The organism is Rhizobium sp. PvP014, assembly GCF_017876855.1.
Taxonomy (GTDB): Bacteria; Pseudomonadota; Alphaproteobacteria; order Rhizobiales; family Rhizobiaceae; genus Neorhizobium; species Neorhizobium soli.
In genome coordinates this window covers 1,892,076-1,918,454 of the sequence record NZ_JAGIOT010000002.1, presented here as the reverse complement: position 1 = coordinate 1,918,454, position 26,379 = coordinate 1,892,076, and the positions used below count along the sequence as shown (strand labels likewise).

Here is a 26,379-nt window from a genome sequence, read left to right as displayed (position 1 = left end):
ATCAGCCGCCATTCATCGGGTGAAGCTGCGCAAGACGCCGCGTCTTGATCGAGAACGCCGCATCGATCATGTCGGCATGGCCCTCGCTTTCCAGCGTGGCCAGCGCATCGAAGTCGTTCCAGATCTCTTCTACGCTGGCTTCATCCGCCGCGCTTCCGAGCGCCGTTTCGATTTCCTCGAGATATCCGCCAAGATCGAACTGATCTTCGCCCGCATCGTCCTTTGCCGGCTCGGCTTCGATCGTCTTCGCGGAAGGAGGCGCTGGCGGCTTCGGTGGCTTTGGAGGTGTGGGACGGCTTTCAGATACCGGGGTTACGTCCCGCATCTCGTCGGCGTCGGCAATCTCGCGCGCTTCGAACTCGTCGCGAATGCCGCCGAGCACGTCGCCGAAAAGTTCACGAAGGCAGTAGCCGGCCGCGCGCCATGCAAGCATACGCTTCGGAAAGCGATACCAAGGGCTGTCATTCGGCTTCTGTTCGTTCTTTTTGTCCCACTTGTTCCACTTTGTGACGACGGCTTCGGTCTGCCACAGTCCAGCCCGAACGGCGTCGTCCTGGCTGAACTCGACGCGCTTGTCTTCACCGGTATCGCTCCGCTTCGCTTCACAGAAGCCGATGAGCTTGCCGTTGACCTCGTCGCATCCGGTCCGCAGGTAGGTGACCTTGCCGGACATCCGGACGACGTTGATTAGGCCATCGCCGTAGAGCGCTGGCTTGCCATTGATGACGGTGAAGCTTCGGAGGCTGACCATTGGCTTAAGGCCAAGCTCGGCGCCGGACATGATGGCAACGGCGACAGCAGCAGCCGCCGCGTCACCTTCGAGCTTGCCGACAAGAGCAGAGGGCGCGAGCCCGGAAGCGACGACGGCGCGAGAGACACGCATCGTTTCTTCGAAGGTCTGCGGCACAATGGCCATGACCTGGCCGCCGGCGGATAGTGCAGGGACGTGAGCGTTCATCAGGCAGCCCGCTGTTCAGATTTGATTGCCATGCCGGCCAGCTCGACGCCGGAGCGCGCCGCGCGGTTTGCCAGCGTCTCGACAACTTCGCGGATCTCCGCCCGGTCCTTCAGCGCAAGCAGAAGAGCGTCGAAATCTGTGATCTCGGCAAAGACGAAGGTGCGGAGCGAAACTTTGGCACCGGTGCGGCCGGCGCTGGCGTTCCGAGCCTGCGTTTCCTTCGCGGCGGCTGCCTGACCTGAGCCCCTGACCTTCCTCCAGATTTTGGTAGAGTCCGTCACATCAAGGAGACGGACGAATGAAGCGTTCACGGTTCACGGAAGAACAGATCATCGGGATATTGAAGGAGCAGGAGGCGGGCGCGAAGACGGCGGACGTCTGCCGCAAGCACGGCATCTCGGACGCAACCTTCTACAAATACAAGGCGAAGTATGGCGGCATGGACGTGTCCGATGCGCGCAAGCTGAAGGCGCTTGAGGACGAGAATGCCAAGCTGAAGAAACTGCTCGCCGAAGCCATGCTGGACAATGCGATCCTGAAGGATGTCGCTGCAAAAAAATGGTGACGCCCGATGTGAAGCGGGATGCGGTGGCTCATGTCTGTGCGCAGCATGGGGTGAGCCAGCGTCGGGCGTGCGAGGTTCTGTCGGTGGATCGGTCGAGCATGCGATATCGCAGCGTGCGGCCTGACGATGCGGCCATTCGTGAGGCGATGAAGAAGGTGGCATCTGAACGACGCCGCTTCGGTTATCGCCGTATCCACGTCATGCTCGACCGGCAGGGGATCGTCATGAACCTGAAGAAGCTTCGGCGTCTTTATCGGGAGGAGAAGCTGACGGTGCGCAAGCGCGGCGGCCGGAAGCGAGCCTTGGGGACAAGGCGTCCTCTGGCTCTGCCCTCGCGTCCCAATGAGCGCTGGAGCCTGGACTTCGTCAGCGATGCCTTCACCGACGGTCGCCGCTTTCGGGTCCTGGCCGTCGTTGACGACTTCACCCGCGAATGCCTATGCCTGGTCGCCGATACATCCCTGTCAGGCGCAAGGCTTGCCCGTGAACTGGATAGTCTCATCGCCAGACGCGGAAAACCGAGGACGATTGTCTCGGACAACGGGACGGAGATGACCAGCATGGCCATCCTCAAATGGTGCCAGGAGAGCAAGGTCGAATGGCATTACATCGCCCCCGGCAAGCCGATGCAAAACGGCTTCGTCGAAAGCTTCAACGGCAGCTTCCGCGACGAGTGCCTGAACGAGACGCTGTTCTCGTCGCTCGCTCAGGCCCGCGCCGCAATCACTGCATGGAAGGAGGATTACAACAGAAACAGACCGCACTCGTCGCTGGGCAATATCACCCCCAGCGAATTCGCAATGAAAATGGCCATGGAAAAACAGGCCGCATGAGGCCAGATTAAAAATCCAAGACTCTCCCGAAAACTGGAGGGAGATTGGGTCTCAGGTCAGAACCCCAACAGCAACGCGACGATGGATCCGGCTATCAACCCACTTCCGCCAATCAGAAAGGCGGACGCCCTATCTATCCGTTTGAGGTAAGCAAGAAACTCGGCATCGTCCATCTGGTCTGTGGTGCTCGGCTTCATTAGAAATCAACTCCGTTCTCGTTCCTGGGCTCTTCATTCTTTTCCTTTCCCTTATCCGAAGCATCCGGAAACTCCTCTAACAGGAGCTGTAGGAGTTTGAGATTCCTGGTCACTTGTTTGATATCAGGTGTCAAAGGAGGAAGTGAGGTTGTCATCGTCTCGTCCACACGCAGTTGAGAAGGATCCTGCACGGTAGTAGAAGCCTGTATCGCTCCGACCTCTAAGCGAAAGTTGCACGTTGTCGGTTTAGTTGAAATCACACAGACAAGTTGTTCCGCATTATTCCGTCGGCATTCAATACGCTGTATATAGGCTGTTGGGCAAAACCGTTTGAATAGCGCTAGCCAAGCCGATGGTGGCATAACCGTTAAATGACTGTGTCCATCATCATAACACGCTATGACATGATGCTGCGCGGCACCTGCTGAGCAAAACTTTGCTACAACTGGTGCGAGGTCAGTCGGTGCAAAGTGTTCGAGTACATCCGCTGAACAGACTACATCAGCTTGAGGGATGGGCTGTATGCGAACGTCACCGTGATGAAATGTGACGTTTTCAGGAGGTGCTTCCATATAGTCGGATTTTGCCCAGTCAAATGCATGCACAACTGCAACGTGTGGTGCAATTATTGCTGTAAACTGGCCGTTACCACACCCAATTTCTACAACTCGGCCATTGCCAGAGATAGAGAGAATCTCGTTCAGTTCCGACGTGAGCCAGTTGTTCTCCCGATACGCATCATTTCCCTCGTGTAGATCTTGGTAATACGACGCAAGCAGACCTGCACCGTTGCGTGGGCGCTTCACCGTTGTGCCATTGGGATAGGTCATCGGGTTTTCAACCCGAAAGCCCACACGGACTAGGAGATTTGCTTGCCTCGTTTCAGAGGCAACTAGCGCTACGCTTGTCGCTTCAACTGGTGTCATTAGCTCAACGCCCGAGCCGCGGAGGCCGCTCTCATATCCAATATCTTCTCGATAGCTTGTTCTATCTCAATCAAATTGCCCGTGGTTGTATCAACGTAGACAGAATGATCTATGCACGCTACATGGAACAGGTCTTCGATGGTTCGGGCTTGATCACGTCGAGGTACAATAGACCGGTCGTCAGTAAGACCCCAGCCCGCATAGAATGGCACTCCAAACGTGACGACCCTCTTTCGACGCATGAGACCCTCCAGCCCGACTTGGGATGATACGGTATAGATAGCTTCGCACTGATCAATTATCGATCCGATCGAGACATTGTCCGGGAGAACCTTTACTTCTTTTACGCCTCTATTTCTGTAAGAGTTCATATTCCGTTGGATACTATCGGGATGTCTCTTAAAATAGATAGGTTTTCCGCTGTTATCTGCGACTGCGGTTTGCAGCATACGTTCAAATGTAGCATCGGTTGCCCCTGCAAATTCGATCGAGGCATCCCCTTTTTTCTGATCGATCACTAAAACTGCTCCCGGCTCGAGTACGTACGATCCAGGCGTGTCGTTATACTTATTGTACTTTGTGATGCCCTCGGCACAGATGCGTTCAATGAGCTCAGCAGCGCGCTTGCGCTCAGCTGCGCTTAGTGACCACTCAGGGCTGTTGAGTGTTCTTTCTATCCGCGAGGGTTGTCGCGCATCGAAGTAGTATCCCATGTCGTCAAGCATAAACCCAAGGGCGCGTCTCTCGTCCAGCGTAGCATCTGGGTCGAAATAGGAAGCGAATGCACCGAACAAAGCGACTTCGGCAAAGTATAGTGGGCGGTTGTAAAGGAATGCGGCCTCCAAGCACTCCCAGAACATAGCTTGATCCTTTCGTTGCGAAAGGACAATGACGGCATCTGGGATACGGTCGTTAAAAAAAGAGATGTTGGGCGTTCTCGTGATCGTTTTGATGTTTTCGGCGTAGCCTCCATCCACGTCTTTCTTGCTGACGTTGGACATGATGTGCGAGAACTCAGGCAGCTTTTCCAGAACTTCCTTTGCATTGAATGTTGGGGCCGTATTCCGAGACAATGACAGCAGAAGCTGCTTCAGATCAATGCTTGTCCCCAATTGGGTGTATTGGGGCGGCTCTTTGCTGCTCGTCACAGTGGCGGGCTGCGCGACGCGCTTTACGGCGGCTACGCGGCGCTCGAGATCCATGACGGCAAGGCGAGTTTTGCGGATTTGAATGACGCTCAATGCTACGCCAGGGACAATGACTTTGAAGAACCTGCTAAGAGAGAACTTTGGCTTCGACCTGAGAGGTTGTGTTTTTGGCGTAACTTTCTTCGTAGGAGATTTGGAATCGGAAACCGGCTTAGGTATAAGAGACTGATATGGCGTCAAGGAAAGATAGGAGAACCATGTCGCGGACTTCGGGTGTTCAAGCGAAATCCAAGGTTTGCGCTTTAAGGTGTAGTGAATTATCGCTGGCGACTGAATAGCTGACGCAGCTTGTTTTTGCTCCATCGTGTTTTCTACCCCAGCATGAGATGTCGCCCAATTTGGGTTAAACATCGAACCGTGCACGTTCCATTTTAGGGGCAGATAGGTTATCGCGCCGTGGAATAGCTCTGCGATAATTTGTTGGTCACCTAGCATCAGCCGATATCGATTGGATGACAGGTAGAGGGATAAGATATCATCAAATCCGATCGACCTCATGATGTTCATGTTGATTAACATGACGCCAGCATTGATGTGGCGGCCATCTGTTTGGATTCCAAACTTTTTATTGTAAGTTTTGGAAATAGTGTCTTCAACGCCGGCGAAGATGTGACCCTTCATAGGAAAGGTGAAGAGCTCGTCGAGCGATGATTGTATTATGAGGTCGCTGTCAAGATATAGCACTTTCTCGACGTCAGTCGGAAGAATGTTATGCAGGAGCAACCGATAGTAGGTCGCAATCGAAATGCCATCACTAGTTTTAATATTCCTAAACTTTGCCGCATCGACTACTATTTGAACAAGTTCGAATTTCCCAATTGAGTTTAGGCTCTCGATACGCTCAACCTCTTCAGGCAACAGCATCTCATCCAGCAACAAAAACACCCGTATTGGTAATGTTCCTGTATAGTTTTTGACTATAGATGCAAGCGTGACAGCTGTATACGGAATATACTCTGCATCTGAAGCGAAGACGATGTTTAAAACTGAGGCGCTCGGCTCTGCATCATTTAGGGCAGAGATGCGTTCGACGGCAACCTCGTTTAACATGAGAGGCATGGAGTTCTCCGTGGATATGTATTCGACTTGGATCAATTAGCGCGTTTTATGAAGCTCTGTAAGGGCGGCGATGCACAGCGCTATCATAGGCGAGGCGCCCTGACAGGCCGGTGCCGAACCAATCTTCGCACTTCCCATTCCAGGCTCCCAACTGCATCCCCCGACATGTCCTGGGACCAATTCTTGGGCGAGACGATAAGCATCGAAAAGGTTAGAAGTGTAAAATGGGACGTTTGCTGCATCGTTGGATGTAGGCACCAACCACAATGTTCGCTGCTTGGTCTCGCCCGTCTTCGCGTCGATAAAGGGCTCAACCTTCCGTCGCCACCCAAGAAGTTCGGCAATCTCAATTTCTACGCCGCGATCCGGACCTTTCATTACCTGAAGCTTTGCGATTAAGGTCTCTACGGACATTTTGTCGGTCTCTCTAATTTGGAAGTCTCATGGCTATTACAACACGGAGCGGGAGCTTCAAAGCGCAAAACTCGAAGCGTCTCCGCAATCAAGGAGCGCTGTTAATAGCAATAATTTTCTTCCTCATCCCACCTGTGTGGTCAGAGGTAGCTACTGCTTCGCCTTCGAATTGCGCCGAGGAACAAGTCCGAGAGATTATGAGGGATACAAGCGAACCCTACTTTCTCCAGTGCAATATGAAACTGCCTCCCGGGGCACGTATCACCAGGCAAATAGTCATCGAAGGAAGCGCGTCATCGGGTCTCACTTTAGACTGCAATGGCGCCATATTAGATGGTTCTGCTTTGCCCGAAGAATCTGAGGTAGGACAACTGTTGGTTCGGTCAAAGCCTGATCAACCGGTGTGGGACCGGCCAGAGGATATAACGGTTAGGGGCTGCCATATACTTGGTTCAGCAAAGGTATATGGCATCGGTCTCAGCGGAAATGCAGATCGCGTGAGAGCGTCGTCTCTAAAGCCAAATCATACTGCGTTCGTTCAGGCGTCTGCCCCAACTCGGGTGACGTTTTCGGAGATGGTGTTCGAGACAACCGGTCGCCTGCCGCTGTATATTTCGCCTGGAGCGACGTATGTTTCAGTTTCTTCCTCGGTTTTTAAGGGCCGATCCCGCACAGTCGCTATCTATCTGGATGCCGAAACAAAGCACACGCTGATTGAGGATTCAGATTTCGAAATTACGACCAAACGAAGAGAACTTATTGCCATAGACGGCGCTGCGAACAACACGATTCAGAACAACATTTTTCGCGATGCCTCTAATGGGGGGATTTTCCTTTATCGCAATTGTGGTGAAGCTGGCGCTATTCGGCACCAAGCTCCCCAGTTTAACGTGATCTCTGGAAACGAGTTCTTCGTTAAGCGCAGATCCTCGCGACCGGCAATCTGGCTAAATTCGAGAAATGGTAAGCAGCCTTTCTGTTTCCGAGACGAGCGATACCCATTTGGGAGCAGCCTTGACCCGATGGACAATGCGAAGAATAATCGCGTAATCGGCAACATCGTCTTCGGCGCTGGACCATCCTCCTTTCGGAATGCCGCCCCCTCCAACGTACTCCTCAACAACTCATTCCGTAGGTGAGACACTGGCGTTTGCATTTCTCAGAGTTGCAAGTTGAATTCAAATTCCGCGGGACGAAGCATGATCCTTGTTTTTCAGAGAGTGGGATGGGCTGTTGCTAAGAAGGCGCGGCTCGCGCTAGCGTTCATGAGAGCCAGAAAGGGAGGGCATCAGGAGTCCGCAGCGTTCGTGCGGGCGCTGCGGGTGAACGGATTGCGCGATCGCGCGAATGCGTATCTCAAGGCGCTGCCTGACGACGTGGCCAAATCACCATCTGTGGTGCTTGAGAGCGCTGAACTGCAGCGGGGTCAACACCTCTACGCTGAGACCAAAGCGACGCTCGAAGCCTTGCTTCCCACGCTTGGCGGGAAGACGAAGAAGGCCGTTCAACACCGCGTTCGTGAGCTGAAGGTGATCCTGCGATGCGATGTGCAGGTTCTGGCTCAGTCCAAAGATCACTCGATCACGTTGTTCGAGCAAAAATCGGGAAGTGACACAGTGATTGTCACATTCGGAACCGTTAGCAGCGGTCTGCTGTCGGCACCGTTTGGTCTGCCGTTCATACTTGAGAATGGATTTCACCAGATTCATGTCGCGCAGCGCGAGTTTACCTTCTACCAAGGCCTGAGCAATGAAGAATTCGCAGATGCGGTATCTGAGTTCTGCGAAGGGAAAAAGGTTATCTGCTATGGCTCCAGCCTCGGTGGCTACGCGGCACTCTATTACGCCGGCGGCATCCAAGCCAAAGTTCTCGCCTCAAGCCCGGTAAATTACCTCGACAACTCTATCCGACGTCTTCGCTACATTTTTGTGCCGAACCGTCATCAAAAACTGTCCGATCTGCCTCGTAGTCCTCATGCACCGACCATCTACGTGGACCCATTGGCAGATGAGCGCGACATGATATTTCTCAGACATAATGTCTCGCCTGCGTACCCCGATGCAGTGATTAAAGAATTGCCCGGCGCAGGGCACGAGGTGTTCAGGGCCTTACTTGCTCAAGGTGACCTGAAGAGAGTTTTCTTGGAAGCAGTTTCTGAGGTAGGCAGCCCTTAGTTCTGTTTTGCGCTACCTCCGCCTGACGCCGACCATATCTGGCCACCGAAACAGAGCGATGCCACGCTGAGAGGATCGAATGCAGAGTAGCTGCAGACGCTCCTTTTTGGATGCCGGCGAAATCGTGGTCAACCCAGACGGCACAGTGACCTAGTCTAACTAAAGACATTCGTAGTTATAAAAAGGCTCGCTCCGGCGGGCCGTTTTTGTTGCCCCCTCAACATTGGAGAACACCATGAACACGAACGTGCCCGCCGGCGCGGCGCTGGTCGTCGACTATGACGTGGCGATGGAGATCGCCAGCCACGAAGCGATCATCCGCCAAGCCTACAAGGACAGTGAAGGCGTCTGGACCTAGTCCGTGGGCCTGACGTCCGCTACCGGCCATGTCGTCGAGCGCTACATCGGCAAGCCGCAATCGCTCGAGCATTGCCTTCGCGTCTATGTCTGGGCGCTGGACAACTACGCCGACGCGGTCCGCAAGGCCTTCGCCGGTGTCGAGCTTTCGAAGGAGCAGTTTGCAGCAGCTCTGTCGTTCCACTGGAACACGGGACAGATCGGCAAAGCCTCTTGGGTGAAGCTATTCAAGGCCGGCAAGCTCGGGGAAGCCAAGAAGGCCTTCATGAACTACTCGAAGCCAAAGACAATCGTTCCTCGCCGCCAGGCGGAGCGCGATCTGTTCTTCTCCGGCAAGTGGTCGAACACCGGCAAGATGGTGGAATACACCCGCGTAACCGCCAAGGGAACTCCGGACTGGGGCAGCGCCAAGCAAATCAACGTGGAAAAGGAACTGAAGGCGGCGCTCGCCGGCGAAATCCCTGACGCCGACAAGGTCATCGTGACCGAGGAGAAGATCGTAGCGGTTCCGGTCTCGATAGAGAAGCAGGTCGTCCCGCAAAAGGTCGAAGACAAGGTCAAGGAGAAGTCGAACTGGCTGACCTAGCTGACCGGTGGCGGCGGTCTCGGCACGATCGGCCTGGGTTGGCTCACAGGCATGAACTGGCAGGCGGTGCTTGCTGGTGGCGTGATCCTGATCGTCGTGCTGCTGCTGTTCATTCTGCTTCGCAGCCAGATCATCTCCGCCGTCCGCGAGATCAAGGCGGAGGTCGGCTGATGTCGTCCACTCTGCGCATCATCGTCATCTTCGCGATCGTCACCGCCATCATTGGCGCGGCGACATGGTTCTACAACGCTGGCGGAGCTGGTGCTCTCAACACAATCGAAAGGCAGAACAATGAAGCAGGCGAACAGTCTGATCGCGCTCGCAGCGCTTATGACGTGTGCATTGATGGCGGCCGGTTGTGGGACTTCCGCTCCGGCAAGTGCGCCGGGCCTGCGTCGAATCGTGGGGACTGACCTTATCGGTGCAAGGGGTGCATCGCCGATTGACCAACGGAAGATCGACCGAACTGTCGTTGGCCTGTGCAGTGGAAAACTCTGGACAGCGGAAGAATGCACCCGACACGGAGACGCAGCCAATGAATGACGGCTACTCCGGACCAGGCATCTGGATCCGCATCAGGCACCGCTTCGGCCCTCGCATGACCGAATGGTTTATGGCTGGGCATATGATCCTGTTCGGGTATGTCCTGCTCTTACCCTCCGAGACATTCAACCAGCCTGCGTTCCAAGCTTTCCGCAACCTCGTTCCATCGGAAACGGTGTTGGGTTGGGTGATGCTCGTGGTTGGTTGTCTGCGGATCACGGGCCTCGTAATCAACGGGGCGAGGAAGAACGTGACCCCGCAAATCCGGCAGTTATCCGCTGGCATTGGATGCCTGATCTGGTCAGGCATCTCCTATGGCTTTGCATCCTCTGATGTCATCAGCACATGGCTCGCTATTTACCCGCTCTTCGCCGTTGGAGAGCTGGTCAACATCAACCGTGCTGCACGCGACCAAGGGGAAACACGGTATGGAACAGCTATCTGAACTTCCGCCGCTTGCGATCGTCGTATTCGGCGCAACCCTTGCCGTCATTTTCGGGGTCCGCTACCTCGGCTTGCTTTCGGGCACAAACAAACCTCCTGAGAAAAGCCCAGCCGCTGCGCAGGTTGCTGCGGTCATCGTCGATCCATCTGCACTGAACCGTCACACGGCCTCTACCGAAGCGCTGAACATGACGTTCGTCGAACTGCTGGCGGTCTTGAAGGAAAACGGACGGATAGCCAACCTCATGGCGATCGAGCTTGATCGCATCAGGGAAGAGTTGCGTATTCAGCGCGAGATAGGCCGGCGAGATCGCGAGCGTTAAGGCATCCCCACCAGCTTCAGCAATTGGGCGACGAGGATAACGGTGGCCAAGATAGCCACTGCAAGAGACGGCACAGAAAACGCTACTCTTCGACGCCTCAAAAAAATACTTGGCGCAGTGCTCCGTTTGGTGCTCGAAAAGGCTTCTGTAAGAATTCGAAGCACAGGGGCGAAAATGGCAGAAATCTGGCGCGGCAAGCATTATGGCAATGAAGAGAACATTCTAGGCGGTACGAGGCTTTTCGTACTCGGAGAGGCGCACTATCACGCAGATGCTCCGATCGGAACAAACATGCCTGAGATAACGCAAGAAGTCGTTGAGTCTTACATCGCTGGACGAATGGGCGCCAATGCCATGTTTTTTCGGCGGATCGAGCGGCTCGTCTGCAAACGCCTTAGCCGCGGTCTGACCCAGCAAGAAAGCTGGGACTTTTGGCACTCGGTCGTCTTCAGCAACTACATCCCCGTCATTGCAGGTAACGGTCCAGGAGACCGGCCCCCAGCGGCGTTGTGGGAAGGACAGGCGCCGGCAGAATTCTGTGCCAACGTTCAGAAGACAGAGGCTGAGATGGTCTTGGTATGTGGCACAGAGCTATGGCGGCGGAAGCCCTTCAACCACGCTGTCACCGACGCCTACCGCGTAGGCAAGCGAGGGTATGAGGGACACGAGATTAGGTGGTCAGAGAACTATTTTGCGATGGCGGCCCATATTCCACACCCATCAGGATCGCGAGGATGGTCATACGAACGTTGCCTTCCCGTCGTTGAATACCTTTTCAAGAACATGAATGAACGTAGGCGGCTACTAGACATCCCCGTCGCCGTTCCTTCGACTTGGAATGAAGCTGATGCTATCGTGTGATTTGAATGCTCCCCAACTTGGATTCTTCTGGTTGATACCTTCAGGAGATGGGCATGAACTCTACGGCGTGTTCGAATTTTTCGACTTAGTTCCTGTGGTTTCAGGTCGGAAGCTAAGCGGCAGTCGAGAGTGCGCCTGGGGCATATTACAGGCTCATTTCCCTGAGTTCCTCAACATATCAAGCGATTATTTCACTCAAGGTGAAATATTGTGGAGAGAAATCGATGACATGTTTCAGATGACTATCGTCGGCGGGCAGATTGAGGAGGGACGAATCGATGAAATCGCAATGGATCATTTAATCCCCCTGAATAGGTTGGTAGTGTGTATGGACCGAGACCAATAGCGGCCGGACGCGATCTTAAGGGAAATTATCGTTCGCGACGAACGCAGGGAACGGCTTTCGCGCTGCGCGATAGATCGCGCCGGACTCAGGCCGCTACGGGTCTGACAGAAGACGTGCCTTCCCTGCCGAAGTGAGTGTGTACACAATGCCCCGGTTTCCTCGCCGGAAGGCAGCGGCAAGGCCAGTTTCCAAAAGCGAAGCAATCGCCGTCGAACCGATTCGTCGCAGGACAAAGTCCCCCTTACTGACATGCTCGTAGCGAGCAAGGACTTTCAAAGCTTCGCGAACCTGACACTCAACTGTTAGTGGTTTCAATGATGGGGTCACCTGGTCTGATAGCTCTCAACGGCCCGCCGTCCTGCTGGTCGGCATCGAGGGCGTCACGAATAAAACTGAGATTTTGCGGCTGCCGCATCGGGGACAACGCAGACGCTCAGACACTCTATCGATCGGAAAGTCGCGCCCGCGGGTAGCGACCTATGTCGTCATGTCGAGATTGTACTTCCAGTCGCATTTGCGGCTGCTGCTGCCTGTGTCGACAAGGCCATGGCGGCAGGCAGCCGAAAGCTGCCAACCCTGATTGAATGCGTCGCCTATGGTCCCGATCTCGCTCATGACGGCGAACGTAAATCGGTCGTCGAAAAAGAACAACGCAAGAACAGACGAATATCAAATTTTGTGCGTCTGTCTCAGGTAAGAGCTCGCCGAGAGCGCTCTCAAGTCCCGGCCCCCGTGAACGTCCAAAGAACAGAGGTGTGTCAGCCCTGTGTCAACTGGGGCAACTCGTTCCCGAGCTGTTCCGCAAGATGCAGCAAGAACTTGCATGGTCGCTTTGAAAATATCACCAGCAGACTTGCGCTTTTCTCGACTTTCCACTATCCACGGCGGCGGGACACTCCTCCCCAACGAGGAGCCAATTACCTGGAAGGGTATACATATGGCCACTGCCGCAAAGCCGGACCTGCGTCCGAATAACGCCCATTTTTCTTCTGGCCCTTGCTCGAAGCGCCCCGGTTGGTCGCTCGACGCTCTCTCCGATGCCCCGCTCGGTCGTTCGCACCGCGCCAAGGTTGGCAAGGACAAGCTCAAGCAGGCCATCGATCTCACCCGTGAAGTTCTGAACGTTCCGGCCGATTACCGTATCGGCATCGTTCCCGCATCCGACACCGGCGCCGTCGAAATGGCGATGTGGTCGCTGCTCGGCGAGCGCGGCGTCGACATGGTCGCCTGGGAGAGTTTTGGTGCCGGCTGGGTCACCGACGTGGTCAAGCAGCTGAAGCTGAAGGATGTCCGCAAAATCGAGGCCGATTACGGCGTTCTTCCCGACCTTTCCACTATCGATTTCGACCGTGATGTGGTCTTTACCTGGAACGGCACGACGTCTGGCGTTCGCGTTCCGAATGCCGACTTCATCCCTGATGACCGCAAGGGCCTCACCATCTGCGACGCAACGTCGGCCGCATTTGCGCAGGACCTCGATTTCGCCAAGCTCGATGTCACCACCTTTTCCTGGCAGAAGGTGCTGGGCGGCGAGGGCGGTCACGGCATGATCATCCTGTCGCCGCGCGCTGTCGCCCGTCTTGAAAGCTACGTCCCGGCGTGGCCGCTTCCAAAAATCTTCCGCATGACCTCGGGCGGCAAGATTTCCGAAGGCATCTTCAAGGGCGAGACGATCAACACGCCGTCGATGCTCTGCGTCGAGGACTATATCGATGCACTGCAGTGGGCAAAGTCGCTCGGCGGCCTCAAGGCGCTGATCGCCCGTGCCGACGCCAATGCGAAGGTGATCTTCGATTTCGTGGCGGCCAACGACTGGATCGCCAATCTGGCGCAGGTCGATGAGACGCGCTCCAACACCTCGGTCTGCCTGAAGATCGCCGATGCCGATGTCGCCGCTCTCGACGCTGACGCACAGGCAGCCTTTGCCAAGGGCGTGACCTCAATCCTCGAAAAGGAAGGCGTCGCACTCGACGTCGGCGCTTACCGCGACGCACCGTCGGGCTTGCGCATCTGGGCTGGCGCCACCGTCGAAGAGGCGGACATGAAGGCGCTGATGCCGTGGCTCACCTATGCGTTCGAAACGCAGAAGGCCGCGCTGTCCAAGGCCGCTGCCTGATCGAATTCCGGTGCCGCCGCTCACCCGTCTAGGGACGCGGCACCGTTTCATCCGCATTTAGAGATTACACCCCTTATCAGGAGCCCAACCCATGGCACCTCGCGTTCTCGTATCCGACGAACTCTCCGAAACCGCTGTCCAGATCTTTCGCGATCGCGGCGTCGAAGTCGATTTCCAGCCGAAGCTCGGCAAGGACAAGGACAAGCTCGCCGAAATCATCGGCAATTATGATGGCCTCGCCATCCGTTCCGCCACCAAGGCGACCGAGAAGCTGATCGCTGCTGCGACCAACCTCAAGGTCATTGGCCGCGCCGGTATCGGCGTCGACAATGTCGACATCCCGGCTGCCTCGAAGCGCGGCATCATCGTCATGAACACGCCGTTCGGCAACTCGATCACGACGGCTGAACACGCGATCGCGCTGATGTTTGCCGTTGCCCGGCAGTTGCCGCAGGCCGATGCCTCGACGCAGGCCGGCAAGTGGGAAAAGTCGAAGTTCATGGGTGTCGAAATCACCGGCAAGACGCTTGGCGTCATCGGCGCCGGCAATATCGGCGGCATCGTCTGCAAGAAGGCGATCGGCATCGGCATGCATGTCATCGCATACGACCCCTTCCTCTCGGCTGAACGCGCGCTGGACATGGGCGTCGAGAAGGTCGAGCTGGACGATCTGCTGGCGCGCGCCGACTTCATTACGCTGCATGTTCCGATGACCGACAAGACGCGCGGCATTCTCGGCAAGGAAAACCTTGCCAAGACCAAGAAGGGCGTGCGGATCATCAACTGCGCCCGCGGCGGTCTGGTCGATGAAGCAGCGCTTGCTGAAGCCATCAAGTCCGGCCATGTCGCCGGTGCTGGTTTCGACGTGTTCGAAGTCGAGCCTGCGACGGAAAGCCCGCTGTTTGGTCTCGACAACGTCGTGTGCACGCCGCATCTGGGCGCCTCCACCACGGAAGCCCAGGAAAACGTGGCCTTGCAGGTGGCTGAACAAATGTCGGACTATCTGGTCAAGGGTGCCGTTTCCAACGCCATCAACATGCCTTCGATCACCGCTGAAGAAGCACCGATCCTGAAGCCGTTCATCCGTCTTGCCGATGTTCTCGGTGCCTTCGTTGGTCAGGTCACGGAAGATCCGATCAAGGAAATCGAGATCCTGTTTGATGGCGCAACGGCCGGAATGAACACCAAGGCGCTCACCTCCGCGCTTCTGGCTGGTTTGATCCGTAACCAGGTGGCAGACGTGAACATGGTTTCCGCGCCGATCATGATCAAGGAAAAGGGCATCGTCCTGTCCGAGGTCAAGCGCGACAAGACCGGTGTCTATGACGGCTACATCAAGCTGACGGTCACCACCGACAAGCAGAGCCGTTCCGTCGCCGGCACCGTGTTTTCCGACGGCAAGCCGCGGTTCATCCAGATCAAGGGCATCAACATGGACGCCGATGTCGGCGCCAACATGGTCTACATCTCCAATACCGACGTACCTGGCATGATCGGCTTCATGGGCACCACGCTCGGTGATGCCGGCGTCAACATCGCCAACTTCCATCTCGGCCGCGAGAAGGATGGCGGCGATGCGATCGCGCTGCTTTATGTCGATGGTCCTGTTTCGAACGACGTGCTCGCCCGCCTGACCGCCAACCCGGCGATCCGTCAGGCCCGCCAGCTGGTCTTCAACGTCGAATAAACCATCCTCCCGGATGACCAAGACAAAGCCCGGTGCCAGCGCGCCGGGCTTTTTCGTTGTGATCAAGCCGATGTGATCGGTCCATACGCTAAATCTCCCGCTGGTTGTATTTGCGTCGCTTGGCTCCCGTTTCATCGTCCGATATCTACTTCGGCGGGAAAAGATGGTGGTGGCTCTAAAATTCGCGCCTGCCACTCTCTATATCTAGGATCACGACCGCATCGGGCGGCCAGAGGAGAAACCAATGTTATCCAAGCTTCGGCGTTTCCAGAAACTCTTCGCGATCTTCGCGGTCGGAATGGCAGTTTCGCTAACAGCCGTCGATATGGCGGAGGCGCGCCGCGCCGGCGGCGGTTCCAGCTTCGGCAGCCGCGGTACACGCACATTCGCACCGCCGCCGACCACGAACACGGCACCAGGCACGGCAACCGGCATCAATCGTTCGATGACGCCCAACACGCAGCAGAACGCAGCGTCTCCTGCTAACGGCGCAGGCGCTCAGGCGGCTCAGCCGCGTCGTGGCCTGTTCGGCGGCATGGCGGGTGGTCTTCTTGGCGGTCTGGCTCTCGGTGGCCTGTTCGGCATGATGATGGGCAACGGTTTTGGCGGTATGGCCGGCATGTTCGGCATGCTGTTGCAGATCGCGCTGATCGCGGGTCTTGCCATGCTGGCCTTCCGCTTCTTCGCCCGTCGTCGCCAGCAGCAGCACCCGGCGGGTCCTGCCGGCAACGCGCGCGATAACGGTTTCGGCGGTAACAGCCGTGACAACAACAACCATGCCTATCAGGCACCGCAGAACAACGGTGGCGGCTTCCAGATCCCTAAGATCGGTTCTGGCGGCGGTGCGATGGGTGGCTTCGGTGCCACGCAGGCGGCGTCTGCTCCGCGTCAGGCGGGTCCCGACACGGATGAAGTCGGTATCACCGGTCGCGATCTCGGCCTCTTTGAAAAGATGCTGACGGATGTCCAGGCTGCCTATGGCGCGGAAGACTACGCGAAGCTTCGCAATCTCACCACGCCGGAAGCCATGTCCTATCTGGCTGAAGAGCTCGGTGAAAACGCCACCAACGGCGTGAAGAACGAAGTCCGCGACGTGACCCTGTTGCAGGGCGACCTTTCGGAAGCTTGGCGCGAAAACGGCCAGGAATACGCAACGGTTGCGATGCGCTACTCGAGCGTCGACTTCCTCAGCGATCGCAACACCGGCGCTGTCGCCGAAGGTGATCCGAATGCCGTGACGGAAACGGTCGAGATCTGGACCTTCGTGCGCAAGCCGGCCAATGACTGGAAGGTCTCGGCCATCCAGTCGGCTGCCTGATCAGCCAATTCCCAGCAGCGCGATCGTCTTGTCGTCGCGCTGACCGCCGAAGAACTTCTCAAGGGCTCGCTCGAAAGGCGAGCCCTTTTCTGTTGCGGCTTTATCGAACAGCGTCATCGAACTGCGAAACTTCATGTCGTCGGGGGACCCGAGGATGGTGCGCGCCGTAAGTCCTTCATGCGGAAGCATGGCGTGCGTGCATTCGAGGAGACGTGGTCCAAGCACCGGATGGTCGAGATAGGTCTGGGCTTCTTCCAGAGAGGTAAGTGCGAAGCGTTGTGACATGATCGAGGGACCAAGACCGGCGATCTGCGGGAAAATGTACCACATCCAGTGCGACTCTTTGCGGCCGTTTCGCAGTTCGCTCATGACCTGCGCGTAGACCGGATCTTGTGCATCCACGAATCGGGTCAGATCGGATTTTCCGTTATCGACAGTCATGCCGCGCTCCTCGCATCATCTCCCAACGGCCGCCATGAAGACACCGCAACTGTGAAATTTTTGCGGCAGGGGTGTTTCATGCTGCACTGCACCCTAAATCGGTTGGATGGATTTTTTGATTACAGAGTTTCGTCAATATACCGACTGGCTGCCGAACTGGATGGTGAGCGTCGGCCTTCTCGTGGGCGCGGTCCTGATTGGTCTGGCGATCCACCGTTTCGCGTTCGGTATCTTCAAGCGGCTGGTGGAAGACAAGGACCTGTTCTGGCGATCGCTGGTGTCGCGCGGGCGCCGGCCGATGCGTTTGACGGTTCTGACATTCACTGTATCGTTTGCATCATCTATCGCACCGCTTGCGGCTCGACCGGCCGAAATCATCCGGCATGTGCTGCTGCTGGGTTTCATCCTCGTGCTCGGCTGGGTCGCAAAGACGGCTTTGCATATTTGGATGACGGTCTATCTGCGCCGCTTCAAGCTGGATGCGGAAGACAACCTTCTTGCCCGCACCCACGTGACCCAGTCGCGGATTGCCGAGCGCATTGCCGGCGCGATGATCGTCATCGTCACGGTTGCCGCGATGCTGATGACCTTCCCGGCCGTCCAGCAATACGGCGTCAGCGTGCTCGCCTCCGCCGGTGTCGCCGGTATCGTGCTGGGTCTTGCCCTGCAGCCCATGCTGAAGAACATCTTTGCCGGCATCCAGCTTGCCATCACGCAGCCGATCCGCATCGACGACGCCCTGATCGTCGAAGGGGAGTGGGGCAATGTCGAGGAAATCACCTCGACCTACGTGGTGGTGAAGCTGTGGGACTGGCGGCGGATGATCCTGCCGCTCTCCTACTTCATCGAGAACCCGTTTCAGAACTGGACCCGCGAAGGATCGGCCCTGATCGGCACCGTGATGATCTATCTCGATTATTCCGTCCCCGTCAGCGCCATCAGGCGCAGGGTCGAGGAAATCGCCAACGAGTCGAAGATCTGGGACAGGCGCGTGGTCAATGTTCAGGTGACGGATTTCAAGGAAAGCGTGATGGAGATCCGTATCCTGGTCTCCGCCAACAACGCGCCGAAGACGTTCGACATGCGTTGCGAGATGCGCGAGAAGATCATCGACTTCGTTCAGCGGGAATATCCGGCAGCGCTGCCTCGTCTAAGGGCCGAAGGTGCGAGCAACAGCAACGGGCACGCAAACGGCGCCGTCGCGGAGACGGCCCTGCGTCACGCGAACTTCCAGTCCTGATGTTGCTGCTCTCTGACACTGAGGGCGCAGATGGGGTGAACGGGCTTCTCTTGCGCGCCAGCTCATTCCTTTCTATATCCTCTTTCTGAAAGCCTTTGCGCGGACGATCCCGCACATCTGGTGCCACTCTGCCGGCGTGCTTGCTGCCGCGGCCTGAGAGACTTTAAGAGAGTACCCCGTGAATACGCTGGATTTTGACAAGAAGCCGGAAGATACGCGTGTCGTGGTCGCCATGTCGGGCGGCGTGGATTCCTCCGTCGTGGCCGGCCTTTTGAAGCGCGAAGGCTATGACGTGATCGGGATCACGCTTCAGCTCTACGATCACGGCGCTGCCGTCCACCGCGCAGGATCCTGCTGCGCCGGCCAGGATATCGACGATGCCCGCCGGGTCTGCGAGACATTGGGCATTCCGCATTACGTTCTCGACTATGAGAAGCGGTTCCGCGAGACGGTGATCAATCCGTTTGCCGAAGCCTATGCGATGGGCGAAACGCCGGTTCCCTGTGTTGCCTGCAACCAGACGGTCAAGTTTGCCGATCTTTTGGCGACCGCGCGCGAGCTCGGCGCCGATGCGCTGGCAACCGGCCATTACATCCGTTCGGCGCCGAACCCCACGGCCGACAATCCGGGCCGCCGTGCGCTGTTCAGGCCGATCGATGCCGACCGCGACCAGAGCTGGTTCCTGTTTGCGACAACGCAGGAGCAGATCGACTACCTGCGATTTCCGCTGGGCGGCATGGGCAAGGCGCAGGTGCGCGAGCTTGCCGAAGACATGGGGCTGGTGGTTGCCAAGAAGGCCGACAGCCAGGACATCTGTTTCGTGCCCGCCGGCAAATATGCCGATATCATCGCCAAGGTGAAGCCGAACTCGGCACTGGTGGGCGATATCGTCCACATGGACGGCCGCGTACTGGGCCGCCACGAGGGGATCGTCCATTACACGATCGGGCAGCGGAAGGGTTTGGGCGTTGCGACAGGCGAGCCGCTCTACGTGGTTTATCTCGATGCCCGCTCGCGCCGCGTCATCGTAGGTCCCAAGGAAGCGCTCGATACGCACCGGGTCTATCTGCGCGACGTCAACTGGATCGGCGACGGGACGCTGCAGGATGATGCGGGCAACGGCTTTGCGTGCTTTGCCAAGGTACGCTCGACGCGCCCGCCGTCACCTGCCACGCTGCATACGGATGAGCGCGGCGTCTATGTCGATCTGGCGATCGGCGAGCAGGGCGTGGCACCCGGTCAGGCCTGCGTTCTCTATTCCGCCGAAGGTGCCGATGCGCGCGTCCACGGCGGCGGCTTCGTCGAACGGTCCGAACGGGCGGCCGATGCCGAGGCATCGTTGCGGGCGCTTCTGGCGACCCCTGTAGCCGCTTGAAAGACCGGTTTTATTCGGCCTGGAGAATGAACGAGGGATCGGGAAAATAGCGGTTCAAATCTCGCCGTTTTTCTCCCATCCTGCGCTTGACACTTCAGTGACGCGGGTTCTATAAGCCGCACATCCAAACGGATCGAGACACTCGATCCACCCTGTGGCGGGGTAGCTCAGTTGGTGAGAGCGCAGGATTCATAACCCTGAGGTCGGCAGTTCAATTCTGCCCTCCGCTACCAAATTTCCCTAAATTTCTATCTGATCTCAGCTGTATCCTGCGGGTGATATCCGAGGCTTGGCCCGGATGCTTCTGCGCCCGCAGCTTCTCGGTGCGAAGTGCTGCAGCCCGCACATTTTCACAGGCAGCAGCTGTTGCGGAAAATCACTTCGCCCGCGCGGCCAGCGCCTTTGCGCGCTTCATCCTGGCGAGGCGTTTCTTTGCGAGGTTGCGGCGGTGCTTGCGAGCTCTGATCTTGAGCTTGGCCTCCCGGTTCTCCAGTCTTCGCTGCAGGCGGACCTGATCGCGGAAGTGCTTGTCGTACGCAAGCGCGCGCGCGCGAACTGCGAAGAACACGGCTGCAATCAGAAGGACCAGGAAACCCAGCAGTGTTACGAGAATGGTGACCATTATTGCGATGCGAACCTTTTTGCTCGCATGAGTAATAGCTCACTTTCCGATAGGGTCAATGTCGCGAAGTTGCAGGAGTGCGCAGGCGTCCGTCGAGAGCGCACTCCTGCGCATCTTTGCGCGTCCCGGATCAACCGGTACGTTCGATGCGCTTTCCGGCGCTGTCGAAAAGATGAAGATGGTGGGGCGCTGTCGTCACGGGCAGTTTCTCGCCGATCGCGATGCGCGAGCGGCCGGGGACCCGGAAGACAAGAGGGCTTCCGTCCGACGTCGCACCATGGACGTAGCTTTCTGCTCCGACGAGTTCGACGGCGATGACCTCGACCTCGGCTCTGAAAGGCGAGGAAACCTCTCCCTCGGCAATCACGATGTCTTCCGGACGAATGCCGACGGTGGCGACAGTGGAGGGAAGGCCTTCGGCCACGCTCCAGCCGCCGGGCTTGCCAAGTGTCATCAGGTTCATTGACGGAGACCCGATGAAGGTTGCGACGAAGGTGGTCGCGGGTTTCTCGTAGAGCTCGATCGGCGTTCCGACCTGCTCGATCCGGCCGGCGTTGAGGACGACGAGGCGGTCGGCGAGCGTCATCGCTTCCATCTGGTCGTGTGTCACGTAGATCGACGTCGTCGCGAGCGATCGCTGCAGCCGGCGGATCTCGACCCGCATCTGCACGCGCAGTTTCGCGTCGAGGTTCGACAGCGGCTCGTCGAACAGGAAGGCTGCGGGCTTGCGCACGATCGCGCGGCCCATGGCGACGCGCTGCCGCTGGCCGCCGGAAAGCTGCCGTGGCTTGCGGGCGAGGAACGGCTCGATTTCGAGTGCGCGCGCGGCCTCGGTGATGCGCCGTTCGATCTCGTCCTTCGAGGTTCCGCGGTTCTTCAGACCGTAGGCAAGGTTCTGCTTGACCGTCATGTGCGGATAGAGCGCGTAGTTCTGGAACACCATCGCGATATCGCGCTCGGCCGGTTCCATGTCATTGACGCGCTTGCCGTTGATGATGACGTCGCCACCGGTGATGCTTTCGAGCCCGGCGACCATGCGCAGCAGCGTGGACTTGCCGCAGCCGGATGGGCCGACCAGAACGATCATCTCGCCGTCTGCGATGTCCAGTGACACGCCCTTGATGGCGTCGATATTGCCGCCATAGACCTTGCGGACGTCTTTCAGTTCAATTGTTGCCATTACTTTTCGGTCTCCACCAAACCTTTGACGAACCAGCGCTGCATGAGCACCACGACGATGACGGGAGGGATGATTGCCAGGATCGCCGTGACCATGACGTAGTTCCAAGGAGTTGATGCATCAGTGAAATCGACCATGCGGCGCAGGCCGATGATGATCGTGTTCATCTCCGCACGGTCGGTGACAAGCAGCGGCCAGAGATACTGGGTCCAGCCGTAGATAAACAGGATGACGAACAGGGCCGCGATATTGGTCGTCGACAGCGGCAGCAGGATATCGCGCATGAACCGGAACGGCCCGGCATTGTCGATCCGCGCCGCCTCGACCATTTCGCCGGGGATGGTGAGGAAGAACTGGCGAAACAGGAAGGTCGCCGTTGCCGATGCCATCAGCGGCAGCGTGAGGCCGGCATAGGTGTTGAGCAGGCCGAGATCGACGATCACCTTGTAGGTCGGCAGGATGCGCACTTCGACCGGCAGCATCAGGGTGATGAAGATCATCCAGAAGAAGCCCATTCGGAACGGAAAGCGAAAGAAGACGATCGCGAATGCCGACAGGAAGGAGATGATGATCTTGCCGACGGCAATTGCGACCGCCACCACGAAGCTGTTGAACAACAGCCGCTCCAGACTGACGCCGACGACGCGCTCGACACCGCCGGAAATGGACTCGCTATAGTTTTCGACCATATGGCCGCCCGGCAAGAGCGACAGCGGTGGTCGGATGATCGCGCTCGACGTCGCCGTCGAGGCAATGAATGTGTAGTAGATGGGGAAGGCGACGATGATGATCCCAAGGATCAGCATCAGATGCGCCATCAGGCGTGCGACAGGACGGTTCTCGATCATCTGATAATTTACCCGTAATGGACGCGTCGCTCGACGAAGCGGAACTGGAAGGCGGTCAGCGCGATGACGATGACCATCAGGATCACCGACTGGGCCGCAGACGAACCGAGGTTGAGGTTCACGAAGCCGTCGTTATAGACCTTGTAGACCAGCGTTTCGGTAGCCTTTGCCGGTCCGCCGCCGGTCACCGAATGGATGATGCCGAACGTGTCGAAGAAGGCGTAGACGGTGTTGACGACCAGAAGGAAGAAGGTGGTCGGCGCAAGCAGCGGGAAGACGATCGTCCAGAACCTTCGGCTCCCTCGCGCGCCATCGATCGCGGCGGCTTCGAGCAGGGATTTCGGGATTGCCTGCAGGCCGGCGACGAAGAACAGGAAATTGTAGCTGATCTGTTTCCAGGCGGCTGCCACTACGACGAGGGACATGGCTTGATCGCCGTTCAGCAGCGGGTCCCATGCAATGCCGTTGCGCCGCAGGATATAGGCGAACGTGCCCATGGCCGGGTTGAACATGAACAGCCACAGCATGCCGGCAACCGCCGGCGCCACCGCATAGGGGATGATCATCATCGTGCGGTAGAAACCCTTACCACGCACGACGGTATCGGCAGCTGTCGCCAGCAGAAGCGCGACACCCATGGAAAGCAGCGCGGTTGCCACGCTGAAGACGACGGTGACGCGGAGCGCGTGAAGATAGCTCTCGTCGGCCAGGATGGCGGAAAAGTTGGCGAAGCCGACAAAGCTGCTCTGCAGCCCGAACGGATCTTCGCGCATGGCCGACTGGTAGAGCGCCTGGCTGGCTGGCCAGAAGAAGAACACGACGGTCAGGACAATCTGCGGCGCCACCAGAAAATACGGCAGCACCTTGTTGGGAAATACGACGCTTTGCACGGGCAGGCTCCGTTGAAATGCTGCAGGCCGCCCGCGACAGTCGCCGGGGCGGCCCTTATGCTTACCGCTTACTTGCCGATGGCTTGCTGAATGGCGGCATTGCCCCGCTGGACAGCCTTGTCGAGGGCGGCCTTGGCATCCTGCTTGCCGGCGAGCATCGATTCGAACTCTTCGTTCATGATGTCGCGGACCTGCGGCAGGTTGACGAGGCGAACGCCCTTGGAGTTCTCGGTCGGAGCCTTGCCCATCATCTGCAGCAACGGCGTTTCGCGCGCCGGGTTCTTCTCGTAGAAGCCGGATTTCTTGGTATCCTCGTAGGCTGCCATCGTGACCGGCATGTAGCCGGAGACCTGGTGCAGCCTAGACTGGATCTTGGTCTGGGACAGGAAGTTGAAGAAGGTCGCGACCCCCTTGTATTCGGCATCGCTCTTGCCGCCGAAGACCCAGAGGCTGGCGCCGCCGGGGATGGTGTTCTGCGGGCGTCCCGGACCTTCTGCATAGGGCAGCTGGCCGATGCCGTATTTCAGGCCGGACTTGACGATGTCGCCCAGACCGCCGGAGGATTCGGTCAGGATGGCGCATTCGCCCGAGGTGAACAGCTGCTTGGCTTCAGACGTGCGGCCGCCGTAACGGAACGTGCCGTCCTTGGCGAGATCGGCGATTGCCTGGAAATGCTTGACGAAGGGTTCGGCGTTGAAGGCAAGCTTGACGTCGGTGCCGCCGAGGCCGTTTTCATTGCTTCCGTAGGAGAGGTTGTTCCAGGCCGCAAAGTTTTCCGTCTGGATCCATGTGAGCCATGTCGAGGTAAAGCCGCAGGGAGCGGCACCGCTGGTCTTGATCTTCTTGGCGGCGTCAAACACCTCGCCCCAGGTCTTCGGCGGCGTGTCGGGGTTCAGCCCGGCCTTCTCGAAGATATCCTTGTTATAGTAGAGGATCGGCGAGGACGAGTTGTAGGGGAAGGACAGCATCGTGCCGTCAGGCTTCGAATAGTAGGCAACGATCCCCGGCAGGTACTGGCTCTTGTCGAATTTGAAGCCGCCCTTTTCCAGAACGTCCGCAACCGGCACGATGGCACCCTGGGCGCCCATCATGACGCCGCTGCCAGCGTCAAACACCTGCATGATGGCCGGTGGCTGCTTGGCGCGGAAGGCGGCGATGCCGGCGTTCAGCGTTTCCGGGTAGGTGCCCTTGAAGACAGGCATGACCTTGAAGTCCGACTGGCTTTCGTTGAATTCCTTGGCGAGCTGGTCGACAACCTCGTTGTTGGCGCCGGTCATGGCGTGCCACCACGAGATTTCCGTCGCGGCCATGGCGGTTGATCCCATCAGAAACGATGCGGTCGCCAGAATTGCCGAGCCTGTAATGACTTTCATGAAAATTCCTCCCTTGGCATGAATACCGGTCGAGATCCTCCAATCCCGATCGACGCACCGTGTCGATGACGGCGCATTGGCGGCGACTATGTGTTGGCGAGAGCGCCCACGTCAACACCTGTCGTTCGCGGCGAGCCGATGGTTGTGGATAGAGAAAGCAGATGAAGCGGTGTCACTTCAGCCTTCAAAGCGGCTGACCGGCCCGAAGCGTGATCCGGGTCAGTTCGGAGGGAACACCGATCCGCAGCGCGAAACCGGGCCAAATCCCCGTGCCGTTGTTGACGTAGAGGGTCATCCCGCCGATCTGATAGCGGCCCGAAACAAAGCCGTTGTTGGCGCGTGCGACCACGCGATCAAGGCCGACAACCATGCCGCCATGAGTATGTCCCGACAGTTGGAGGGCGATCCCCGATGCGGCGGCTTTCTGTGCCAACCTGGGCTGATGGTCGAGAAGAATGATCGGCGCGTCGGCGGGAGCGCCCGCAATAGCCGTATCGAGGTCCGGGGCCGGCGCTCCGTGTCCGCGTGCCGAAAGGTCCGTGACACCGGCCAGCACGAGCCTGCCGCTCCCTCGCGTCAGCACCACGTGGGCATTCTGAAGCATCGTCATGTTCAAGGTTGCGAGGTGGCGCATCCAGTCCCGGTAATCGAAGAAGTATTCGTGGTTGCCAGGGATGGCATAGACCCCATCGCGCGCCCGCAGGTTTGCCAGCGAAGCGACGTCGCTGCGGCGGTCTGCGACGCTGCCGTCGATAAAGTCTCCCGTGATGACGATGAGGTCCGCATCGAGCGCGTTGGTTTTCGATACGACCGCCTCGGCCCATTTCGCTGGGAACAGTCGGCTGATGTGGAGATCGGTCAGCTGGACGAGGCGATAGCCCTCGAATTCCGGCGGCAGGTTTGCGATTGCAATCTCGATATCGTTGAGTGGCGGCACACGGATTGCCTGGCTGACACCATAGGCGGAAAGGCAGAGCGCGACGCCACCCATGGCATAACGGAGCCCGGCGGGTGCGGCGGGGAAGTGTCCGTTGAAGAGCATGATCAGGAGCGAGGCGACATCGAGCGCGATCTGGAAGACGGCCAGAAAAACGATCGCGCCAAACAGGAGGTTGAACGCAATGATCAGCGGTCGCGGAAACTCCGGCGAAAAGACCGAGCCGGACGAGAGCCGGCTGAAGAAATGGTATTGCGAGGCGATCAGCAAAAGCACCGCCACTGCCACCTTCGCCGACCAGTGCCAGGGCAGCGGCTGAATGAAGCGGAGGACGACAATCAGCCAGGGCAGTCCAAAGATGAGATGAAACATTGGGTACTTTCAGTTGCGCATGTCGACCGCGGCGCCGGTTCCGCAATCCTACCTATCCCTCGTCGATAGGGTGTGGAAGAGCCGAGCGGGCCGTGTCTGCTCGAAGTAGCGCAGATCAGTCCCGTATCTTTCCGTTTGACGGCTTGAGGCAGGTGCCATGTTCGTGGCTGCGGCTGTTTGATCCTC

Annotated in this window: 27 protein-coding genes and 1 tRNA gene; 16 read left to right on the top strand and 12 right to left on the bottom strand. The window is 57.8% G+C overall.

Features of this window, described 5'->3' with window-relative positions:
- Position 1 precedes the first annotated feature (1 nt).
- Positions 2 to 958, bottom strand: a complete 957-nt coding sequence (locus tag J3A65_RS13940; RefSeq protein WP_209901773.1) for a recombinase RecT — start codon at positions 956 to 958, stop codon at positions 2 to 4.
- On the bottom strand, positions 958 to 1,239 hold the full coding sequence (locus J3A65_RS13935) for a hypothetical protein (RefSeq protein WP_209901771.1): 282 nt from the start codon (positions 1,237 to 1,239) through the stop codon (positions 958 to 960). Before J3A65_RS13935 ends, J3A65_RS13940 begins: the two co-directional genes overlap by 1 nt.
- A gap of 17 nt (positions 1,240 to 1,256) precedes the next feature.
- Between J3A65_RS13935 and J3A65_RS13930 the strand changes: the two genes are divergently transcribed.
- Positions 1,257 to 2,356, top strand: a protein-coding gene (locus tag J3A65_RS13930; protein WP_209899056.1) for an IS3 family transposase whose coding sequence is annotated in 2 segments (ribosomal slippage) — positions 1,257 to 1,509 and positions 1,509 to 2,356 — 1,101 coding nt in all. Because the reading frame shifts where the segments join, the coding sequence is not laid out codon by codon here.
- Between the two features lie 196 nt (positions 2,357 to 2,552).
- Here J3A65_RS13930 and J3A65_RS13925 read toward each other — a convergent pair.
- Both J3A65_RS13925 and J3A65_RS13920 read right to left on the bottom strand, forming a co-directional pair.
- Positions 2,553 to 3,383, bottom strand: coding sequence for a class I SAM-dependent methyltransferase (locus J3A65_RS13925; RefSeq protein ID WP_245341549.1), 831 nt, complete (start codon positions 3,381 to 3,383; stop codon positions 2,553 to 2,555).
- A gap of 95 nt (positions 3,384 to 3,478) precedes the next feature.
- A complete protein-coding gene (locus J3A65_RS13920; RefSeq protein ID WP_209901767.1) occupies positions 3,479 to 5,746 on the bottom strand; it encodes a glycosyltransferase in 2,268 nt (755 codons plus the stop codon).
- A 443-nt stretch (positions 5,747 to 6,189) separates the two neighbouring features.
- Here J3A65_RS13920 and J3A65_RS13915 point away from each other — a divergent pair, with 443 nt between their 5' ends.
- The 9 genes from J3A65_RS13915 to J3A65_RS13885 all read left to right on the top strand — a co-directional run bounded on the left by J3A65_RS13915 (position 6,190) and on the right by J3A65_RS13885 (position 11,448).
- Positions 6,190 to 7,299, top strand: coding sequence for a right-handed parallel beta-helix repeat-containing protein (locus J3A65_RS13915; protein WP_209901765.1), 1,110 nt, complete (start codon positions 6,190 to 6,192; stop codon positions 7,297 to 7,299).
- 60 nt (positions 7,300 to 7,359) lie between these two features.
- Positions 7,360 to 8,334 carry a hypothetical protein gene (locus J3A65_RS13910; RefSeq protein WP_209901763.1) on the top strand — a complete coding sequence of 325 codons (975 nt, stop codon included), beginning with the start codon at positions 7,360 to 7,362 and terminating at the stop codon, positions 8,332 to 8,334.
- Between the two features lie 235 nt (positions 8,335 to 8,569).
- A complete protein-coding gene (locus J3A65_RS23495; RefSeq protein ID WP_281064396.1) occupies positions 8,570 to 8,692 on the top strand; it encodes a hypothetical protein in 123 nt (40 codons plus the stop codon).
- A 3-nt stretch (positions 8,693 to 8,695) separates the two neighbouring features.
- Positions 8,696 to 9,277 (top strand): hypothetical protein, encoded by a 582-nt coding sequence (locus J3A65_RS13905; RefSeq protein ID WP_209901761.1) that lies wholly within the window; start codon positions 8,696 to 8,698, stop codon positions 9,275 to 9,277.
- A gap of 170 nt (positions 9,278 to 9,447) precedes the next feature.
- Positions 9,448 to 9,690, top strand: a complete 243-nt coding sequence (locus J3A65_RS13900) for a hypothetical protein (protein WP_209901759.1) — start codon at positions 9,448 to 9,450, stop codon at positions 9,688 to 9,690.
- Complete coding sequence (locus J3A65_RS23360; RefSeq protein WP_245341548.1) at positions 9,608 to 9,820, top strand: hypothetical protein; 213 nt, start codon at positions 9,608 to 9,610, stop codon at positions 9,818 to 9,820. The genes J3A65_RS13900 and J3A65_RS23360 overlap by 83 nt, the downstream gene beginning before the upstream one ends.
- On the top strand, positions 9,813 to 10,265 hold the full coding sequence (locus J3A65_RS13895; RefSeq protein WP_209901757.1) for a hypothetical protein: 453 nt from the start codon (positions 9,813 to 9,815) through the stop codon (positions 10,263 to 10,265). Before J3A65_RS23360 ends, J3A65_RS13895 begins: the two co-directional genes overlap by 8 nt.
- Complete coding sequence (locus J3A65_RS13890; RefSeq protein ID WP_209901755.1) at positions 10,249 to 10,587, top strand: hypothetical protein; 339 nt, start codon at positions 10,249 to 10,251, stop codon at positions 10,585 to 10,587. Before J3A65_RS13895 ends, J3A65_RS13890 begins: the two co-directional genes overlap by 17 nt.
- Positions 10,588 to 10,629: 42 nt before the next feature.
- Complete coding sequence (locus J3A65_RS13885) at positions 10,630 to 11,448, top strand: hypothetical protein (protein ID WP_209901753.1); 819 nt, start codon at positions 10,630 to 10,632, stop codon at positions 11,446 to 11,448.
- A gap of 823 nt (positions 11,449 to 12,271) precedes the next feature.
- On the opposite strand, the gene J3A65_RS23355 is transcribed toward J3A65_RS13885, so the two are convergent.
- Positions 12,272 to 12,409 carry a hypothetical protein gene (locus J3A65_RS23355; protein ID WP_245341547.1) on the bottom strand — a complete coding sequence of 46 codons (138 nt, stop codon included), beginning with the start codon at positions 12,407 to 12,409 and terminating at the stop codon, positions 12,272 to 12,274.
- A gap of 322 nt (positions 12,410 to 12,731) precedes the next feature.
- Between J3A65_RS23355 and J3A65_RS13875 the strand changes: the two genes are divergently transcribed.
- The 3 genes from J3A65_RS13875 to J3A65_RS13865 all read left to right on the top strand — a co-directional run bounded on the left by J3A65_RS13875 (position 12,732) and on the right by J3A65_RS13865 (position 16,915).
- Entirely contained in the window at positions 12,732 to 13,910 is a 1,179-nt protein-coding gene (locus J3A65_RS13875; protein ID WP_209901750.1) for a phosphoserine transaminase, read from the top strand.
- Positions 13,911 to 14,001: 91 nt separating this feature from the next.
- Positions 14,002 to 15,597 carry a phosphoglycerate dehydrogenase gene (serA, locus tag J3A65_RS13870; RefSeq protein WP_062460720.1) on the top strand — a complete coding sequence of 532 codons (1,596 nt, stop codon included), beginning with the start codon at positions 14,002 to 14,004 and terminating at the stop codon, positions 15,595 to 15,597.
- A gap of 244 nt (positions 15,598 to 15,841) precedes the next feature.
- Positions 15,842 to 16,915, top strand: a complete 1,074-nt coding sequence (locus J3A65_RS13865) for a Tim44 domain-containing protein (RefSeq protein ID WP_062460715.1) — start codon at positions 15,842 to 15,844, stop codon at positions 16,913 to 16,915.
- Here the strand turns inward: J3A65_RS13865 and J3A65_RS13860 are convergent, their stop codons facing one another.
- Entirely contained in the window at positions 16,916 to 17,356 is a 441-nt protein-coding gene (locus tag J3A65_RS13860; protein ID WP_092659917.1) for a DUF1810 domain-containing protein, read from the bottom strand.
- Between the two features lie 106 nt (positions 17,357 to 17,462).
- On the opposite strand from J3A65_RS13860, the gene J3A65_RS13855 reads away from it, so the two are divergent.
- From J3A65_RS13855 to J3A65_RS13845, 3 genes are all read left to right on the top strand, one after another.
- A complete protein-coding gene (locus tag J3A65_RS13855; RefSeq protein ID WP_092659919.1) occupies positions 17,463 to 18,596 on the top strand; it encodes a mechanosensitive ion channel domain-containing protein in 1,134 nt (377 codons plus the stop codon).
- Between the two features lie 178 nt (positions 18,597 to 18,774).
- Complete coding sequence (gene mnmA / locus J3A65_RS13850; protein WP_062460702.1) at positions 18,775 to 19,971, top strand: tRNA 2-thiouridine(34) synthase MnmA; 1,197 nt, start codon at positions 18,775 to 18,777, stop codon at positions 19,969 to 19,971.
- Positions 19,972 to 20,127: 156 nt separating this feature from the next.
- Positions 20,128 to 20,204, top strand: a tRNA-Met gene (locus tag J3A65_RS13845).
- 143 nt (positions 20,205 to 20,347) lie between these two features.
- Here J3A65_RS13845 and J3A65_RS13840 read toward each other — a convergent pair.
- The 6 genes from J3A65_RS13840 to J3A65_RS13815 form a co-directional block, all read right to left on the bottom strand.
- Entirely contained in the window at positions 20,348 to 20,593 is a 246-nt protein-coding gene (locus J3A65_RS13840; RefSeq protein ID WP_062460699.1) for a hypothetical protein, read from the bottom strand.
- 130 nt (positions 20,594 to 20,723) lie between these two features.
- The gene (locus J3A65_RS13835) at positions 20,724 to 21,773 is read right to left on the bottom strand and encodes a sn-glycerol-3-phosphate import ATP-binding protein UgpC (protein ID WP_209901748.1); all 1,050 of its coding nucleotides are present in this window, start codon (positions 21,771 to 21,773) and stop codon (positions 20,724 to 20,726) included.
- The gene (gene ugpE, locus J3A65_RS13830) at positions 21,773 to 22,621 is read right to left on the bottom strand and encodes a sn-glycerol-3-phosphate ABC transporter permease UgpE (RefSeq protein WP_062460693.1); all 849 of its coding nucleotides are present in this window, start codon (positions 22,619 to 22,621) and stop codon (positions 21,773 to 21,775) included. The genes J3A65_RS13835 and ugpE overlap by 1 nt, the downstream gene beginning before the upstream one ends.
- An 8-nt stretch (positions 22,622 to 22,629) precedes the next feature.
- On the bottom strand, positions 22,630 to 23,511 hold the full coding sequence (ugpA, locus tag J3A65_RS13825; RefSeq protein ID WP_062460690.1) for a sn-glycerol-3-phosphate ABC transporter permease UgpA: 882 nt from the start codon (positions 23,509 to 23,511) through the stop codon (positions 22,630 to 22,632).
- 68 nt (positions 23,512 to 23,579) lie between these two features.
- Positions 23,580 to 24,884 (bottom strand): sn-glycerol-3-phosphate ABC transporter substrate-binding protein UgpB, encoded by a 1,305-nt coding sequence (gene ugpB / locus J3A65_RS13820; RefSeq protein ID WP_062460687.1) that lies wholly within the window; start codon positions 24,882 to 24,884, stop codon positions 23,580 to 23,582.
- A gap of 184 nt (positions 24,885 to 25,068) precedes the next feature.
- The gene (locus J3A65_RS13815) at positions 25,069 to 26,193 is read right to left on the bottom strand and encodes a metallophosphoesterase (protein ID WP_209901746.1); all 1,125 of its coding nucleotides are present in this window, start codon (positions 26,191 to 26,193) and stop codon (positions 25,069 to 25,071) included.
- Positions 26,194 to 26,379 lie beyond the last annotated feature (186 nt).

Coding starts and splice junctions, on each gene's coding strand:
- J3A65_RS13940 (WP_209901773.1), bottom strand. CDS start 958: ATGAACGCTCACGTCCCTGCACTATCCGCCGGCGGCCAGGTCATGGCC.
- J3A65_RS13925 (WP_245341549.1), bottom strand. CDS start 3,383: ATGACCTATCCCAATGGCACAACGGTGAAGCGCCCACGCAACGGTGCA.
- J3A65_RS13920 (WP_209901767.1), bottom strand. CDS start 5,746: ATGCCTCTCATGTTAAACGAGGTTGCCGTCGAACGCATCTCTGCCCTA.
- J3A65_RS13915 (WP_209901765.1), top strand. CDS start 6,190: ATGGCTATTACAACACGGAGCGGGAGCTTCAAAGCGCAAAACTCGAAG.
- J3A65_RS13910 (WP_209901763.1), top strand. CDS start 7,360: ATGATCCTTGTTTTTCAGAGAGTGGGATGGGCTGTTGCTAAGAAGGCG.
- J3A65_RS23495 (WP_281064396.1), top strand. CDS start 8,570: ATGAACACGAACGTGCCCGCCGGCGCGGCGCTGGTCGTCGACTATGAC.
- J3A65_RS13900 (WP_209901759.1), top strand. CDS start 9,448: ATGTCGTCCACTCTGCGCATCATCGTCATCTTCGCGATCGTCACCGCC.
- J3A65_RS23360 (WP_245341548.1), top strand. CDS start 9,608: ATGACGTGTGCATTGATGGCGGCCGGTTGTGGGACTTCCGCTCCGGCA.
- J3A65_RS13895 (WP_209901757.1), top strand. CDS start 9,813: ATGAATGACGGCTACTCCGGACCAGGCATCTGGATCCGCATCAGGCAC.
- J3A65_RS13890 (WP_209901755.1), top strand. CDS start 10,249: ATGGAACAGCTATCTGAACTTCCGCCGCTTGCGATCGTCGTATTCGGC.
- J3A65_RS23355 (WP_245341547.1), bottom strand. CDS start 12,409: ATGAGCGAGATCGGGACCATAGGCGACGCATTCAATCAGGGTTGGCAG.
- J3A65_RS13875 (WP_209901750.1), top strand. CDS start 12,732: ATGGCCACTGCCGCAAAGCCGGACCTGCGTCCGAATAACGCCCATTTT.
- serA (WP_062460720.1), top strand. CDS start 14,002: ATGGCACCTCGCGTTCTCGTATCCGACGAACTCTCCGAAACCGCTGTC.
- J3A65_RS13865 (WP_062460715.1), top strand. CDS start 15,842: ATGTTATCCAAGCTTCGGCGTTTCCAGAAACTCTTCGCGATCTTCGCG.
- J3A65_RS13860 (WP_092659917.1), bottom strand. CDS start 17,356: ATGACTGTCGATAACGGAAAATCCGATCTGACCCGATTCGTGGATGCA.
- J3A65_RS13855 (WP_092659919.1), top strand. CDS start 17,463: ATGGATTTTTTGATTACAGAGTTTCGTCAATATACCGACTGGCTGCCG.
- J3A65_RS13840 (WP_062460699.1), bottom strand. CDS start 20,593: ATGGTCACCATTCTCGTAACACTGCTGGGTTTCCTGGTCCTTCTGATT.
- J3A65_RS13835 (WP_209901748.1), bottom strand. CDS start 21,773: ATGGCAACAATTGAACTGAAAGACGTCCGCAAGGTCTATGGCGGCAAT.
- ugpE (WP_062460693.1), bottom strand. CDS start 22,621: ATGATCGAGAACCGTCCTGTCGCACGCCTGATGGCGCATCTGATGCTG.
- ugpB (WP_062460687.1), bottom strand. CDS start 24,884: ATGAAAGTCATTACAGGCTCGGCAATTCTGGCGACCGCATCGTTTCTG.
- J3A65_RS13815 (WP_209901746.1), bottom strand. CDS start 26,193: ATGTTTCATCTCATCTTTGGACTGCCCTGGCTGATTGTCGTCCTCCGC.